Below are 16,031 nucleotides of genomic sequence, written 5' to 3'. Positions count from 1 at the left end.
GGCCTTGGCCCTCGCTCCCGCTTCCGCATGTCCGTTCTCGTGATGCCGTCTCAGCTCGGGTCGACGCCCTTGCTGCGCAGCCACGCCAGCGGGTCGATCGCCGAGCCGCCGCCGGGCCGGACCTCGAAGTGCAGGTGCGGCCCGGTGGAGTTGCCCGAGTTCCCCGAGTACGCGATGACGTCGCCGGCCTTCACCGGGCCGGAGCGGATCTTGGTGCTGCTGAGGTGGCAGTACCAGGTCTCGGTGCCGTCGGCGGCGGTCACGATCGCCATGACCCCGTAGGCGCTGTTCAGCTGGGTGCGCACGGTGCCGTCGGTCGCGGCCATCACCGGAGTGCCGTACGAGACGGGGAAGTCGATGCCCGTGTGCACGGACATCCAGTTGACGCCCGCCTGGCCGTAGTAGGCGCTGAGCCCGTGCTGCTTGACCGGCAGGACGAACTTGGGTCGCAGCGCCTCGCGGCGTGCGGCCTCGTCCGCGCGCTTCTTCTTCTCCGCCGCCTGCCGCTCCCGCAGGTCGATGCGTTCCTGGGTGCGGCTCGCGCGCTCACGGAAGTCGTCGCTGCCCTCGGAGAGCTGCTCCAGCTGGCTGTCCAGCCGGTTGTTCGCGGCGACCGGCTTGACGGTGCTGGGGTCGGCCACCGCCAGCGAGGTGGTCGTCTCCTCCGGCTTCTCCTCGCCGCCGGGCATCCCGCCGACCGAGGCGGCGGCGATGCCCGCGACGCTCATCACGCAGGCGGAGGGCACCGCGACGGTCAGCAGTGCGGAACGCTTGGCAGGGGTGCGCCGACGGGCCCGGTTGCGGGGGGCGGGGGGACGGACGGCGGTGCGGTTCACGGAGTGCGGGGCGGGGGAGTAGTCCCCGGCTCCCGGGTCCCCGGCTCCCGGCTCCGGCGCGGCGTCCGGTGCGAGGGCGGCGAATTCGGCGGTGGAGTGGTGGCCGGTCTCCGGCTCCTCGGCCGTACCGTCCCGTTCGGCCGCCGCCCCGGGCGCCGTCGCGTCGGCCGACTGCTGTTCGTACAGCGGGTGCGACGTCTGTTCGGGTTCGTACGCGGTGTCCCCGGGCGTGGCGCCGGAGTTCCACGCGGTCGCGTCGTAGGCGCCCGTGTCGTACGTACCCGTGCCGTAGGACACACTGCCGTAAGCGCCGGTTTCGTAGGCGCCGATGTCGTACGAACCGGTGTCATGCGCACCCGTGTCGTGCGTACCCGTGCCCTGCGCACCGGTGTCATAGGGGCCCGCGTCGAACGTGCCGGTGGTGAAGGCGGTGGTGGCGTACGTCCCGGTGTCGGCGGCGACGGCCGTCGTCCCGTACGCGCCGGTCGGGTACGACCCGGTCTCGTAGGCGTCAGCGCCGTGGACTCCGTGGACGCCGTCGGCTCCGTACGCGGTACCGGTCGGGTACGTACCGGTGTCGTAGGCGTCCGTCCCGTAGGCCCCGGCGCCGTACGCCTCCGTGGCGTACGCGGTGTCCGTGTCGTACGGGGCGCCGGGGAAGCCGGTGGTGGGGAACGCGCCGGTGTCGGCGGTCGCCCACTGCCCGGTCAGGTTCTGGTCGGCAACCTGTTGCCAGGCCCCGGAGGTGTCCCACTGCTGCGGGGCCTGCTCCTGGGCGGCGTAGCCGTCGTAGGCGGGCGCCTGCTGTGCGCCGGTGTCGGTGTTCCACGCGGAGGAGTCGTACGGGCCGCTGTGGTCCGGCTGCCCGGTCGCGTACGGCGTGTCGTAGCCGGCGCCGTAGGTGGTGTCGCCGTGTCCGGCGGCGGGGTGACCCGCGTCGTAGCCGGTGTCGTGGCCGCCCGAAAGGGAGCCGAAGAGCGGGTCGGTGGCGAAGCTGCCGGTCGATCGGTCGTCGTACCCGACCTGTCCGGCGTGGGGGTGCTGGTCGTTCACCAACTTCTCTCTCGCCTCGGCAGCAGGACTGTTCTGGGTCCCGGTCAGGGGAGTCCCAGGGGGAAGCAGTGGCCGCGACTGTACCCGGCGGTATGTGAGGACGACAATCTTCGCCAGGTTTTACGTCCGTAGGAAACGGGCAATCGGCCGTCTTTCGGTGGACGGCAGGCGCAGCCTTGGCCCTACGTTCGACTGGTGTTCTATTTCAGGCCGCGAAGTCGCCCCGGTGGAGGATCCGGCGGCGGTGGCGGTGTCCTCTCCGGCCTCCGGCGCCTCAAGAGCCTCGCGGATCGCGGCGGCCACCGTCGGGTGCACGGGCAGCGCGAGGTGGCCGATGCCGGTGACGCGCACGTTCACCGCGTCGAGATCGGGATGGTCGACGCACGCGGTTCTGACCGGAACCATCACCTGGTCCAACTCGCTCCAGAAGCTGACGAACCGGGTCCGGCAGCCGGGAGCGGGGGCGCGCAGCTCCTCGATCAAGGAGGAACCGCCGCGCATCTGACGCACGATGGGGTGAACGCCCGCCCCTGGGGCGACGGCGGTGCCCCCGTGCGGGGTTCCGAGCGTCACCAAAGTGCGCACGCGTCGGTCACCGCCGAGTCGCTGCACGTAATACCGCGCGATCAGGCCGCCGAGGCTGTGCCCGACGACGTCGACCCGGCTGTGCCCGGTGCGCTCGCAGATTTCCTCCACATGCCGCCCGAGCAGTTCGGCGGCGGTGCGGATGTCGCGTGTCAGCGGCGAGTAGTTGAGGGCTTCCAGGTGACGGTGGCCGTGCCGGGTGAGTGCGCGCCGCAGGACGACGAACACGGAACGGTTGTCGATGAAGCCGTGCAGCAGGACGACGGGCGGCGCGGCGGTGGCCGCGACCGGCAGGGCGGTGGCCTTGGGCGGGGTGGTGGCCTTGTACGGGGTGGTGGCCTTGGGCGGGGTAGTGGTCTCGGTCTCGGACGGTGTGGTCCCGCCGTGATCCGGGCCGTCGACGCCGGTGCTCGTCGGCCGGGCCGGCCGCCGGGGGGACTGCCGGCGCTCCGGGGTGAGGCCGAAGGGGTAGGCGATCAGGTGCCCGGCGAGGACGGCCAGCTCCAGCGCGGTGGCGCCGAGCAGCGCGGACGACAGCCGGGGGCCCGGCAGGCGGGGCAGCAGGGAGAGGAGAGGGAGGAGCTTCACGGCCGGCCTCCTGCACTGGCGTACGGGGGCGATGGCTCCCGTCCCCGTATGCCCTCATGGGGTGTCTCCGCGAGGGCGCCATGGGCCCGCGGGCCACGGGGCCGGCCGCACCACCGTGCCGTGCGGCTGGCGGCGCGGTGGTACGACAACCTCATGGCGGCGCCCGGGGTGTCCGATCGGTCACCTACGGCTCAATGGCGCCCGGCGAACACGTCCCCCATGTGATTTCCCCCTCCCCGCCTGCCGCGAAACAGCGCCTTGCGGGATGCTGTGGATAACGTTCGTTCACATCCCCGGCCCTTCAGGCGCGGGAGACCAGGTGGAGGCAGTGATGGGTGTGACCGGTCCGATCCGTGTGGTGGTGGCCAAGCCGGGACTCGACGGCCACGACCGCGGGGCCAAAGTCATCGCGCGGGCGTTGCGGGACGCCGGTATGGAGGTGATCTACACAGGGCTCCACCAGACGCCCGAGCAGATCGTCGACACGGCGATCCAGGAGGACGCCGACGCCATCGGCCTCTCGATCCTCTCCGGGGCGCACAACACGCTGTTCGCCAAGGTGATCGAGTTGCTGAAAGTCCGGGAGGCGGAGGACATCAAGGTGTTCGGCGGCGGGATCATCCCGGAGGACGACATCGCACCGCTGAAGGAGCTGGGCGTCGCGGAGCTGTTCACCCCGGGGGCGACGACGACCGAGATCGTCGCGTGGGTCAACGCCAACGTCCGCCAGGCCGCGCAGGCCTGAACACCGACCCGGAGCGGGCCCGCTGCCTACGGGGCCCGCGCGGGCGACGGCGGTTCCGTCGCCGTCCCGGGCCGTCGCTGCCCCGTCGCCGCCGCCCTCGCCGACGTACGGGCTCGCGGTCGCCCGCGTGTCCCGCTTTATCGCCGTCGCCGTCGCCCGCGTGCGCGTACATGCCCGCGTTCTCGCCGTCGACGTCGCCCGCGTGCCCGCTTTCTCGCCGTCGTTTGTCATGGCGGTGGGCGGGTCAGCTCCGTCTTCCTTGCGGCGGCGGGCAGACCCGGTCCGCTTCCTCGCGGCATCAGGACATCAGTTCCGCCTCCATCGCGGCGCGCAGCCGCAGGGTGGAGACCAGGCGCTGGAAGGCTTCCGACCAGTAGCCGCCCGCCCCCGGCGAGGCCCCCTCCTGTTCGTCCTGCGCGGCCGTCAGGACCTCCAGCCGGTCGGCCTCGGCCGGATCCAGACAGCGTTCCGCGAGGCCCATCACTCCGCTGAAGCTCCAGGGATAGCTCCCGCCGTCCCGCGCGATGTCGAGAGCGTCGACCACCGCACGCCCGAGCGGCCCGGCCCAGGGGACCGTGCACACCCCGAGCAGCTGGAACGCCTCCGAGAGGCCGTGCGCGGCGATGAACTCAGCTACCCAGGAAGCGCGTTCGGCCTGCTCCAGGATCGCGAGAAGCTTCGAGCGCTCGGCGATCGAGGCCGTCCCCGGGCCGCTCGCCGGGGGCGCTGAGGGGCGCCCGAGCAAGGCCCGGGCCCACTGCGGATTCCGCTGCCGCACGGCCGCCCGGCACCAGGCGGCGTGCAGCTCGTCCGCCCAGCCGTCGGCGACGGGCAGGGCCACGATCTCCTCGGCGGGACGTCCGCCGAACCGCTCCTCCCAGATGCCGAGCGGGGCGGCCTCCACCAACTGGCCGAGCCACCAGGACCGTTCGCCCCGGCCGGTCGGCGGGGCCGCGGCGACGCCGTCGCGCTGCATCGCCGCGTCGCACTCGTGCGGCGCCTCCACGGCTATGGAGGCGGTGGCCCCGGTACGGTCCGGGTTCACGCAGGACGTCGCGCGGGCCGCCATCCGCCCGGCGAGCGCCGACTCGGGCAGGGCGGACAGCAGTTCGGCGGCGGTGGCGCGGACATTGCGGCTGCGGTCGGAGAGGGCCTGCTCCAGGAACGGCTCGTCGTCGCCCCCGAGCCCGGACCGCAGGGAATCCAGGAACATCAGCCGGTCCTCGGCCCGTTCGGCCGGCCAGGTGGTGGCGAGCAGGGCGAGTGCGGCGGGCGGATCCTGCGCCCGTACGGCGTCGAGCAGCGCGACCCGCTCCGCGAACAGCCCTTCCTCCCACAGCCGGCTCACCGCTTCCGGGTCCGTGATGTCGGGATGGAGCGTGCCGCTCGCGGTGCCCCGCAGGGCGAACTTCCAGTCGGGATTCAGCCCGGCCAGCCACAGACCGCGCGGCCCGGCGAACGCGAGCGCCTGCGGGCGCAGGTCCGTACGGGCGCGCGCGGCGTCCAGCAGCGGCGGCAACAGGGCCGCCGGGGCGCGGAAACCCTTCCGGTTGGCGGTGGCCAGCCACTGCGGAATCAGCTCGGTGAGATCGGGGGCGGCCCCGCGCCGCCCGCTGCCCGAAGGCGCGGCACGGTCGGCCAGCAGGTGGGCGAGCCGGCGCCGGGCGGCCTCGGGGAGCGCCGGGCGGGGATCCGGTGCAGCGGGCTCGGGCCGGGCCGCCGGCACGGCCGGCAGCAGCCCGGCCCGTTGCCGCACGGTGTGCAGCGCGGCGGCGTCCAGCAGGACCGTGGCCGCGTCGGCCGGTACGGGGCCGCCGCGTGGCGTCGGGGGGCGGCGGTCGGTGCCCAGGAGCGCCGAGGTGACGAGCTCCTCCCAGGGGAGGGAGTCGACGGAGACGCGAGCGGCGGCGGTAGCGGCGGTACCCGGGGCAGACACGGCGGTAGGAGTGGGAGCGGTGGTGTCGGTGGCGTCAGTGATGTTGGTGGTGGCGGTGGGGCTGGTCGTGCGAGGCATCTTTCCCCTCCAGCGGCAGGAACGCGCGGATGTCGGACTGGGTCGGCGGACTGATGGCGGGAGAAGGGCGGCGGCCGCCGGGCCGGGACGCCGGGCCGGGGCGGCCGGTCGCGCGGGTCAGACCAGTTGCACGATCGAGCCGCCCGTGGTGCTGGTGCGCCCGCTCTTCTCCGTCTCGCCCGGGTCCCAGGCCGCGAACGGGTCGAAGCCGCGGTGGCCGATCTCGCCGAATACGGTGACCGGGCCACCGCCGGACAGAGCGACGAGCTTCCACAGCCCAGGCCGGGACAGCGCGGCCGGGGCGATCGGCAGCGCGGAGTCGGCGTGCGCGTCCGCCACCTGCCAGCCGTCCTTGACCGGCACGGGTATGACGTCGCGCAGGGTGACCGGCCAGGCGTCCAGCCAGGGGTCCGCCCGCAGGGCGTCCCCGTAGACGGCCGGCGCGGCGGCCGCGGCGATCCCCGGCGGGGGGCCGGCCGGGGCCATGGCCCCGAACTGCTCGCCCAGCTCCGCACGGAGCTGCCCGCCGCCCGGATACGGCGTCAGCTCGGCGTCGATCGTCGCGCCGACCGGCAGCGCCTGAGCCGGAGGCCGGCCCGCCGCGCCGAACGAGAGCAGCAGAGCCGTACGGCCCGACTCCCGCCCGTACAGCCAGATCCGCCGGGCGACGATCTTGCCGTCCGGGGTGTCGTACTGCGCGAGGACCAGCCAGCGGTCACGGACCGGGGCGCCCTCGGCGGCCATGGGCAGTCCCACTCTCGTGCGCACGGTCGCGGCCAGCGGGTCCGGCAGCCGTTTGCGGCTGAGCCACGCCGTGTCCAGCAGATGGAGCAGGCCGCACTCCTCCAGCAGGCGGACGGGCCAACCCGGACCGGACCCGGTGATCGCGCCCAGCTCCCTCACCCGGGCCGCGAGCCCCGGGGCCTGGGCGTCGACCATGCGGGCGGCGGTCTCCTCCCACAGGCGGTACCCCGAGCGTTCGGTCGCGGCGAGTCCGCCGCGCAGCAGGTCGGCCAGGCGCTGTTCCAGCTCCTGGGCCCCGCCCGTGACGCGCTCGGCACGGCGCTCCGCCCGCTTCCTGGCGGCGGCGGGGTCGGCGGGACCCCGCGTGGTGTCACCGCCCGCGGCGGGCCCGCCCTTCTCCGCCGCGCGTCCGCGCCGGGCCTCGACCCATGCCGCGGCCCAGTCGGCCGGCTCCCCAGGCCTGAACACGTCGTCGTCGGACGCCCGGAGCAGCAGCAGCCCCAGCGCGTGCTTGCACGGAAACTTCCGGCTCGGGCAAGTGCAGGAGTAGGCCGGGCCGGTGGTGTCGACCACCGTCCGGTACGGCGTGTTCCCGCTCCCCTTGCACAGGCCCCACAGCGCGCCCGCGGCATCGCGGCCGGTGCCCGTCCACAGGCCGGCCGCGCCGAGCCGCGTGCCCGCTTTGCGTGAAGCGTCGTCAGGAGCCAGCGCCAGCACCTGTTCTACCGACCAGCACGCCACCGGTCCACCGGTGGGCGAGGGCTCTCCCCCGTGAGATAGCAGCATGTCCCCGACGGTAGGGGGCACCACTGACAGTCCCGTCCGACCTGCGAAGCAGCCGCTCGGGGCGGGATTTGACTTTGCCATGCCCTTGCGTTTCTGTGCGATCTCCGCGTACGGAACAGATCCGTGCCCGGTTCGATCCAGGGGGGATCCCGGAATGAAGCGCACCATCCGCACCGCACGCACCACCAGAGCCACCCGCCCCATGGGCGCTGCTGCCCACGCCCTCGCCATCGCCGGTCTCGTGCTCGGTCTCGGCGCCTGCTCGGCCGAGTCGGTCGACGAGGCGGTCGGCAAGGCGGTGGACACGACTGCGGACGAGAAGTACGAGGTCACGTACGAGGTCACCGGCAAGAGCGTCGACGAGATCACGTACCACGGGGGTGGCGGGGAGGCCATGGAGCCCAAGCTGGAGACCGTCACCTCGCCGACCCTGCCGTGGAAGAAGACCGTCGAGCTGCGCGGCATCATGCCGCCCGCCGTCATGCCGTTGGCCGTGGACGCGGCGGGCGCCGACGTCACGTGCACCATCACGTACAAGGGCAAGGTCATCAAGGAGGCGAACGGGGAGGGCATGCTCACGGCAGGCGGCTGCGTCGCGGTATCGCCGATCGTGGGCTGACCGGCTGACCGGCTGACCGGCTGACCGGCTGACCGGCTGACCGGCTGACCGGCTGACCGGCTGACCGGCTGACCGGCTGACCGGCCGAGCGGCCGAGCGGCCGAGCGAGGGTCCGGCAGGGGCGCCGGAGTGGGTTCCGCGTGCCGACGGACGGGTCCTGACCTGGGGTCAGGGCCCGTTGTCAGTGGCATGGTGCACGGTGGGAACCACATCAGGTCGACCGATCTGGAGGGGGACCCATGACCGTGTCCGAAACCATCGCTGCCGTCGCGCCGGAGGCGGGCGCCGAGGCGCTCCGCCCGCACGCCGAGGACGCGTTCGCCGACGAGCTGAAGGCGCTCGAAGCCGCCGACGACCGTCCGAGGCCCGCCCGTTGGCGGCTGTCGCCCTGGGCCGTCGCCACCTACCTGCAGGGCGGGACCCTGCCGGACGGCACGGTGATCACGCCGAAGTACGTGGGTCCGCGCCGCCTGGTCGAGGTGGCCGTGACCACGCTCGCCACCGACCGGGCGCTGCTCCTGCTCGGCGTCCCCGGTACGGCCAAGACCTGGGTGTCCGAGCATCTCGCCGCCGCCGTCAGCGGTGACTCGACGCTGCTCGTGCAGGGCACGGCGGGGACACCCGAGGAAGCCGTCCGCTACGGGTGGAACTACGCCCAGCTGCTCGCGCACGGCCCCAGCCGCGACGCCCTGGTGCCCAGTCCGCTGATGCGGGCGATGTCCGAGGGCATGACCGCCCGGGTCGAGGAGCTGACCCGCATCCCCGCCGACGTGCAGGACTCGCTCATCACGATCCTGTCCGAGAAGACGCTCCCCGTCCCCGAGCTGGGGCAGGAGGTGCAGGCCGTCCGCGGTTTCAACCTCATCGCCACGGCCAACGACCGGGACCGCGGCGTCAACGAGCTGTCCAGCGCCCTGCGCCGCCGGTTCAACACCGTCGTGCTGCCCCTGCCCGCCACCCCGGACGCCGAGGTCGACATCGTGTCCCGACGCGTCGACCAGATCGGCCGCTCGCTCGACCTGCCCGCGGCGCCGGAGGGTCTGACCGAGATCCGGCGCGTGGTGACGGTCTTCCGCGAACTGCGCGACGGGGTGACAACCGACGGGCGCACCAAGCTCAAGTCCCCCTCCGGCACACTCTCCACGGCGGAGGCGATCTCCGTCGTCACCAACGGTCTCGCACTCGCCGCCCACTTCGGCGACGGCGTCCTGCGCCCCGGCGACGTCGCGGCCGGCATCCTCGGCGCGGTCATCCGGGATCCGGCGGCCGACCGGGTGGTCTGGCAGGAGTATCTGGAGACCGTGGTCCGCGAGCGGGACGGCTGGAAGGACTTCTACCGCGCCTGCCGCGAGGTATCCGCATGACGAGCCCCGCCGGGACGGCGGCGACGACGACCGAAACGCCGACCACGACCGGGACGGCAGCGGTAAGCGGGACCCCGACGACGACCGAAACGCCGACCACGACCGGGACGGACGGGCCGGGGCCCCGCGCGGCCGCCGGGCCCTGGCTCCTGGGGGTGCGGCACCACGGCCCCGGATCGGCCCGCGCGGTCCTCGCCGCGCTCGCGGCGGCCCGTCCGGCCGCCGTCCTCATCGAGGGGCCGCCCGAGGGCGACGCGCTGCTGCCCCTCGCCGCCGACCCGCGGATGCGTCCCCCCGTCGCGCTGCTCGCGCACGCCGTGGACGACCCGGGGCGGGCCTCCTTCTGGCCGATGGCGGCGTTCTCGCCCGAGTGGGTGGCCATCCGCTGGGCTCTCGACCACCACGTCCCGGTCCGCTTCATCGACCTCCCCGCCGCCCACTCCCTCGCGCTCAAGGAACCCGCGCCGGGCATCGGGAGCGAGGAGCCGACTGCGGGGGAGCGGGCCGGGGAAGAGGCCACGCCGGTCGTCGACCCGATCCGGGTCCTCGCCGAGACCGCCGGATACGACGATCCCGAACGCTGGTGGGAGGACGTCGTCGAGCATCGCTCACCCACCGGAGCGACGCCCATCGGCGGCCCGCCCGGAGCCACGAAGGACGAGAGCGACGAGAGCGACGAGAGCGACGCGCTCGCGCCGTTCGTCGCGCTGGCGGAGGCCATGAGCGCTCTCCGCGAGGCGTACGGCGACGGCGGGCAGCCCCGGGACGCGGTGCGCGAGGCGTACATGCGGATCCAGTTGCGTACCGCGCGCAAGGAGTTCGGGGACGGTATCGCCGTCGTCTGCGGCGCCTGGCACGTACCCGCCCTCGCCGCGCGAACCACCCTCGCCGCCGACCGCGCCCTGCTCAAGGGCCTTCCGAAGGTCAAGGCCGACCTCACGTGGGTGCCCTGGACCCACCGCCGGCTCGCCCGGCAGAGCGGATACGGGGCGGGGATCGACTCGCCGGGCTGGTACGGGCACCTCTTCGACGTCGCCGACCGGCCGATCGAGCGATGGATGACCAAGGTCGCCGGACTGCTGCGCGCGGAGGACCGGTTCGTCTCCACCGCCCATGTCATCGAGGCAGTCCGGCTCGCCGAGACCCTCGCCGCCCTCCGGGGCCGCCCCCTGGCCGGTCTCGGCGAGACGACCGACGCCGTGCGGGCCGTCATGTGCGAGGGGTCCGACGTCCCGCTGGCCCTCGTCCGGGACCGGCTGATCGTCGGCGAGACCCTCGGTGAGGTGCCGGACGCCGCTCCCGCCGTCCCGCTGCAACGGGACCTGACCCGCAGCCAGCGCACCCTCCGGCTCAAGCCGGAGGCGTCGGAACGCGAGCTGGAACTCGACCTGCGCAAGGAGACCGACGCCGCCCGCAGCCGGCTTCTGCACCGGCTGCGCCTCCTCGACGTCGGCTGGGGCGACCGGGTCGAGGGCCGGGGCAGCACCGGCACCTTTCGCGAGAGCTGGCGGCTGAGCTGGGAACCGGAACTGCACGTCCGGGTCGCGGAGGCGGGCGTGTGGGGTACCACGGTGCTCACCGCGGCCACCGCGAAGGCCGAGGCGGGGGCCGTGGCGGCGACCGCGCTGGCCGACGTCACCGCACTCGCCGAGCACTGCCTCCTGGCCGGACTGCCCGACGCGCTTCCCCTCGTGATGAGGTCCCTCGCCGACCGGGCCGCACTCGACGCCGACGTCGGCCACCTCGCGGACGCGCTGCCCGCCCTGGCCCGCTCCCTGCGGTACGGGGACGTGCGCTCCACGGACACGGCGGCGCTCGCCGAGGTCGCCGCCGGACTCGCCGAGCGGATCTGCGTCGGCCTGCCGCCCGCCTGCACCGGCCTCGACGCCGACGGGGCCGAGGCGCTGCGCCGTCAGGTGGAGGCCGTGCACGGTGCGATCGGGCTCCTGCTCTCCGGAGCGGCCCCCGCCGAAGGACTGCGGGAGCGCTGGGACGCCGTTCTGCACAAGCTGGCGGCCCGGGACACGGTCGCCGGGATCATCCGGGGCCGGGCCGCCCGGCTGCTCCTGGACGAGGGGCGGCTGGCCGAGGACGAGGCGGCCCGGCTGATGGGCCTGGCGCTCTCGCCGGGAACGCCGCCCGCCGACGCCGCCGCCTGGATCGAGGGGTTCGTCGGCGGGGCGTCGGGCGGCGGCATGCTGCTGGTCCACGACGAGCGGCTGCTCGGCCTCGTCGACGCCTGGCTGACCGGTGTTCCCGCCGAGATGTTCACCGATGTGCTGCCGCTGATGCGCCGCACGTTCTCCGCGTACGAGCCGGGCGTACGACGCACTCTGGGCGAGCTGGTCCGGCGTGGGCCCGTCCCCGAGGGCGTCCGCCGGGACGGAGTCGGCCGGGTGCCCGGGGGCTTCGGGCCCGGTCTCGACCGGGTCCGGGCCGAAGCGGTGGAGCCGGTGCTGCACCTGCTGATCGGCCGCCGATCGGAGGGCGGTGAGGCAGCCGGATGACGAGGACCACGACCGACCCGGGTACGACCGACCCGGGTACGACCGACCACGGCATGAGGGGCCACGGCGGGACGGACCCGACGGACCCGAAGGGGGAGACGATGGAACGGACGACGGCACAGGCTTCCGCGACGGCGCGGCCTGCCGCCCCGCACGTGCCCGACGCCGAACGGCTGCGGCGCTGGCGAATGGTGCTCGGCGCGGACAGTGCCGACAGCACCGGGCGCGCCCTCACCGGCCAGGACGCCGCGATGGACGGTGCGTTGGACGCGCTGTACGGCGGGGGCGCGGGGAAGAAGCCCGGCGGCCGGGGTTCCGGTGGCCGTTCGGCGGGTCTCGGCGCGTCGGCGCCCTCCGTCGCCCGCTGGCTCGGCGACATCCGGACCTATTTCCCCAGCTCCGTGGTCCAGGTCATGCAGCGCGACGCGATCGACCGGCTCGGCCTGGCGGCCCTGCTCCTCGAACCGGAGATGCTGGAGGCGGTCGAGGCGGACGTCCACCTCGTCGGCACCCTGCTCTCCCTCAACAAGGCGATGCCCGAGACGACGAAGGAGACCGCGCGCGCTGTGGTCCGCAAGGTCGTCGAGGACCTGGAGAAGCGTCTGGAGAGCCGCACCAGGGCCACCCTGACCGGCGCCCTGGACCGCTTGGCGCGCATCAGCCGGCCCCGTCACCGGGACATCGACTGGAACCGCACCATCCGGGCCAACCTCAAGAACTACCTCCCCGTCCCGGGGGCCGACGGCGCGCCGCCGACGGGCACGATCGTTCCCGAGCGCCTCATCGGCTACGGGCGCGCCTCCCGGTCCGCCAAGAAGGACATCGTCCTGTGCGTCGACCAGTCGGGCTCGATGGCCGCGTCGGTCGTCTACGCCTCGGTCTTCGGGGCGGTGCTCGCCTCCATGCGCACCCTCTCGACCCGGCTCGTCGTCTTCGACACGGCGGTCGTCGACCTCACGGACCAGCTCGACGACCCGGTCGACGTCCTCTTCGGCACCCAACTCGGCGGCGGCACCGACATCAACCGGGCGCTCGCCTACTGCCAGTCGAAGATCACCCGCCCCGCGGACACCGTCGTCGTCCTCGTCAGCGACCTCTACGAGGGCGGCATACGCGACGAGATGCTCAAGCGGGTCGCCGCGATGAAGGCTTCCGGCGTGCAGTTCGTGACGCTGCTCGCGCTCTCCGACGAGGGCGCACCCGCGTACGACCACGAGCACGCGGCGGCGCTCGGAGCGCTGGGCGCACCAGCGTTCGCCTGTACGCCGGATGCCTTCCCGGACGTCATGGCGGCGGCGATCGAGAAGAGGCCACTGCCCATACCGGACAAGGAGACCCAACAGTAACCGGGGGCTTGGGCGACCCCCACGGGCTCGTGCAAGCATCGATCCGTGCAGCCGCTGGCCGAGGGCGTCGGGGCGCAGGCCCGGCCGTTGGCGGGCGGTCCGGCGGACACGGGCAGCGAGGACGCCCGCTCCACCATCGGTCACGCGGGCGCCGGCGCCCAGGGCGTCACCTCCGTCGCCCCGTCCTTCGTGACGGACGCGCTGCCCGCGCTCTGAGGGCCCCCTCCGAGGAACCCTTCTGAGAAGCCCCCTCTGCTGGGTCGGCTCTGAGTGGTCGGCTCTGGGTGGTCCGAAACAAGGACGAACGGCGCGGGCTGAGAGGCCGCACGGTTCACGTTCACCACATCGGAGTACTCGGCCCAGGGGGACCAGGGCCGGGCGCTCCGGTTCCGACCGGCCTCTTCCGGCTCCCGGCGAGCCCCGTCCGGGAGCTGGAGGGAATACCCCCTGTGACCGTTATCACCGCTCAGGTGGGATCTGCGATTTAGGGTCACACGGAGCGCGGGGATAACCTGCCGGATGGACATGCCGCGTACTCGGACACCGTGTGCGCCTTCCTTGTGACCGCGCAGTCACGTTGCCCATCGCGGCACGCCCACGCAGAAGAACGAACCGCGATACCACTAAAAGGGACGGACGCGCGTGGACCTGTTCGAGTACCAGGCGAGGGACCTCTTCGCCAAGCACGGTGTACCGGTGCTGGCCGGTGAAGTCATCGACACGCCTGAGGCAGCCCGCGAGGCGACCGAGAAGCTGGGCGGCAAGTCTGTCGTCAAGGCGCAGGTGAAGGTCGGTGGCCGAGGCAAGGCAGGCGGCGTCAAGCTGGCGGCCGACGCCGACGAGGCGGTCGCCCGGGCGACCGACATTCTCGGTATGGACATCAAGGGCCACACGGTCCACAAGGTGATGATCGCCGAGCTGTCCCCGGAGATCGAGGCGGAGTACTACGTCTCGTACCTCCTCGACCGCACCAACCGCACCTTCCTGGCCATGGCCTCGGTGCAGGGCGGCATGGACATCGAGGAGGTCGCGGAGAAGACCCCCGAGGCCCTCGCGAAGGTCCCCGTCAACGCCGTCGACGGGGTCGACATCGTCAAGGCCCGCGAGATCGTGGCCCTGGCGAAGTTCCCGGCCGACGTGGCCGAGGGTGTCGCCGAGGCCCTGGTGACCCTGTGGGACACCTTCGTCGCCGAGGACGCGCTCCTCGTCGAGGTCAACCCGCTGGTGAAGACCAAGGACGGCCGGATTCTGGCCCTGGACGGCAAGGTGTCTCTCGACGAGAACGCCGACTTCCGTCAGCCGGATCACGAGGCGCTCGAGGACAAGGCCGCAGCCAACCCGCTCGAGGCTGCCGCCAAGGCCAAGAACCTCAACTACGTCAAGCTCGACGGCGAGGTCGGCATCATCGGCAACGGCGCCGGTCTGGTCATGTCGACCCTGGACGTCGTCGCGTACGCCGGTGAGAACCACGGCAACGTGAAGCCCGCCAACTTCCTCGACATCGGTGGCGGCGCCTCCGCAGAGGTCATGGCGAACGGCCTGGAGATCATCCTCGGCGACCCGGACGTCCGGTCCGTCTTCGTCAACGTCTTCGGTGGCATCACCGCCTGTGACGAGGTCGCCAACGGCATCGTGCAGGCGCTCGCGCTGCTCGAGTCCAAGGGCGAGAAGGTCGAGAAGCCGCTGGTCGTGCGACTCGACGGCAACAACGCGGAGCTGGGTCGCAAGATCCTTTCCGACGCCAACCACCCGCTCGTGCAGCGCGTGGACACCATGGACGGCGCGGCCGACAAGGCCGCCGAGCTCGCCGCGGCTGCGAAGTAAGGAAGAGGGACTCAGACCACCATGGCTATCTTCCTCACCAAGGACAGCAAGGTCATCGTCCAGGGGATGACCGGCGCGACGGGCATGAAGCACACCAAGCTCATGCTCGCCGACGGCACCAACATCGTCGGCGGCGTGAACCCGCGCAAGGCCGGCACCTCCGTCGACTTCGACGGCACCGAGGTACCGGTCTTCGGCTCCGTCGCCGAGGCGATGGAGAAGACCGGCGCGAACGTGTCCGTCCTCTTCGTGCCGCCGGCCTTCTCGAAGGCCGCCGTCATCGAGGCGATCGACGCCGAGATCCCGCTCGCCGTCGTGATCACCGAGGGCATCGCCGTCCACGACTCGGCCGCCTTCTGGGCGTACGCCGGCGCGAAGGGCAACAAGACCCGGATCATCGGCCCGAACTGCCCGGGTCTCATCACCCCCGGCCAGTCCAACGCCGGCATCATCCCGGGCGACATCACCAAGCCCGGCCGCATCGGTCTCGTGTCCAAGTCCGGCACGCTGACCTACCAGATGATGTACGAGCTCCGTGACATCGGCTTCTCGTCCGCCGTGGGCATCGGGGGCGACCCGGTCATCGGCACCACGCACATCGACGCCCTCGCGGCGTTCGAGGCGGACCCGGAGACCGACCTCATCGTGATGATCGGCGAGATCGGCGGCGACGCCGAGGAGCGTGCCGCCGACTTCATCGCGAAGAACGTCACCAAGCCGGTCGTCGGCTACGTCGCGGGCTTCACCGCCCCGGAGGGCAAGACCATGGGCCACGCCGGCGCCATCGTCTCCGGCTCCTCGGGCACCGCCCAGGCGAAGAAGGAGGCCCTTGAGGCCGCCGGCGTCAAGGTCGGCAAGACGCCGACCGAGACCGCCAAGCTGGCGCGCGAGATCCTCGGCGCCTGACGCAGTCGGTCAGGCGGCGGAGACACGCTGCGAACGGCGCGGGCCCGCACTCCCTGTGATGCAGGGGTGCGGGCCCGCGCCGTTCGCGTACGGGTCCGCCGTTCGCGTACGCGC

The 16,031-nt window shown here is 73.0% G+C and carries 12 protein-coding genes; 8 read left to right on the top strand and 4 right to left on the bottom strand.

The features are described from left to right. Positions 1 to 50 precede the first annotated feature (50 nt). Both N7925_RS12900 and N7925_RS12895 read right to left on the bottom strand, forming a co-directional pair. Entirely contained in the window at positions 51 to 1,889 is a 1,839-nt protein-coding gene (locus N7925_RS12900; protein WP_274343936.1) for a M23 family metallopeptidase, read from the bottom strand. A 120-nt stretch (positions 1,890 to 2,009) separates the two neighbouring features. Next, positions 2,010 to 3,062: a lipase family alpha/beta hydrolase gene (locus N7925_RS12895; protein ID WP_274343935.1), complete on the bottom strand. Its 1,053-nt coding sequence runs from the start codon at positions 3,060 to 3,062 to the stop codon at positions 2,010 to 2,012. Between the two features lie 331 nt (positions 3,063 to 3,393). Between N7925_RS12895 and N7925_RS12890 the strand changes: the two genes are divergently transcribed. After that, positions 3,394 to 3,807: a cobalamin B12-binding domain-containing protein gene (locus N7925_RS12890; RefSeq protein WP_265599798.1), complete on the top strand. Its 414-nt coding sequence runs from the start codon at positions 3,394 to 3,396 to the stop codon at positions 3,805 to 3,807. A gap of 298 nt (positions 3,808 to 4,105) precedes the next feature. Here the strand turns inward: N7925_RS12890 and N7925_RS12885 are convergent, their stop codons facing one another. Both N7925_RS12885 and N7925_RS12880 read right to left on the bottom strand, forming a co-directional pair. Continuing rightward, the gene (locus N7925_RS12885; RefSeq protein ID WP_274343934.1) at positions 4,106 to 5,821 is read right to left on the bottom strand and encodes a DUF5691 domain-containing protein; all 1,716 of its coding nucleotides are present in this window, start codon (positions 5,819 to 5,821) and stop codon (positions 4,106 to 4,108) included. Positions 5,822 to 5,938: 117 nt separating this feature from the next. Next, complete coding sequence (locus tag N7925_RS12880; RefSeq protein ID WP_274343933.1) at positions 5,939 to 7,351, bottom strand: SWIM zinc finger family protein; 1,413 nt, start codon at positions 7,349 to 7,351, stop codon at positions 5,939 to 5,941. 154 nt (positions 7,352 to 7,505) lie between these two features. Here N7925_RS12880 and N7925_RS12875 point away from each other — a divergent pair, with 154 nt between their 5' ends. The 7 genes from N7925_RS12875 (at position 7,506) to sucD (ending at position 15,917) form a co-directional block, all read left to right on the top strand. Next, a complete protein-coding gene (locus N7925_RS12875; RefSeq protein ID WP_265599795.1) occupies positions 7,506 to 7,970 on the top strand; it encodes an MmpS family transport accessory protein in 465 nt (154 codons plus the stop codon). Between the two features lie 239 nt (positions 7,971 to 8,209). Next, entirely contained in the window at positions 8,210 to 9,334 is a 1,125-nt protein-coding gene (locus tag N7925_RS12870) for an ATP-binding protein (protein ID WP_274343932.1), read from the top strand. Beyond that, positions 9,331 to 11,841 carry a DUF5682 family protein gene (locus tag N7925_RS12865; RefSeq protein WP_274343931.1) on the top strand — a complete coding sequence of 837 codons (2,511 nt, stop codon included), beginning with the start codon at positions 9,331 to 9,333 and terminating at the stop codon, positions 11,839 to 11,841. The genes N7925_RS12870 and N7925_RS12865 overlap by 4 nt, the downstream gene beginning before the upstream one ends. A 53-nt stretch (positions 11,842 to 11,894) precedes the next feature. Continuing rightward, positions 11,895 to 13,187, top strand: a complete 1,293-nt coding sequence (locus N7925_RS12860) for a VWA domain-containing protein (RefSeq protein WP_443032343.1) — start codon at positions 11,895 to 11,897, stop codon at positions 13,185 to 13,187. A 45-nt stretch (positions 13,188 to 13,232) separates the two neighbouring features. Next, complete coding sequence (locus N7925_RS12855; protein ID WP_265599792.1) at positions 13,233 to 13,403, top strand: hypothetical protein; 171 nt, start codon at positions 13,233 to 13,235, stop codon at positions 13,401 to 13,403. A 426-nt stretch (positions 13,404 to 13,829) separates the two neighbouring features. Then, complete coding sequence (gene sucC, locus N7925_RS12850; RefSeq protein ID WP_265599791.1) at positions 13,830 to 15,011, top strand: ADP-forming succinate--CoA ligase subunit beta; 1,182 nt, start codon at positions 13,830 to 13,832, stop codon at positions 15,009 to 15,011. Between the two features lie 21 nt (positions 15,012 to 15,032). Further along, entirely contained in the window at positions 15,033 to 15,917 is an 885-nt protein-coding gene (sucD, locus tag N7925_RS12845; protein WP_265599790.1) for a succinate--CoA ligase subunit alpha, read from the top strand. Positions 15,918 to 16,031: the final 114 nt, after the last annotated feature.

This window comes from Streptomyces sp. CA-278952 (genome assembly GCF_028747205.1).
Taxonomy (GTDB): domain Bacteria; phylum Actinomycetota; class Actinomycetes; order Streptomycetales; family Streptomycetaceae; genus Streptomyces.
The sequence above is the reverse complement of the archived record's forward strand: the minus strand, read 5'-3'. Positions and strand labels throughout refer to the sequence as shown.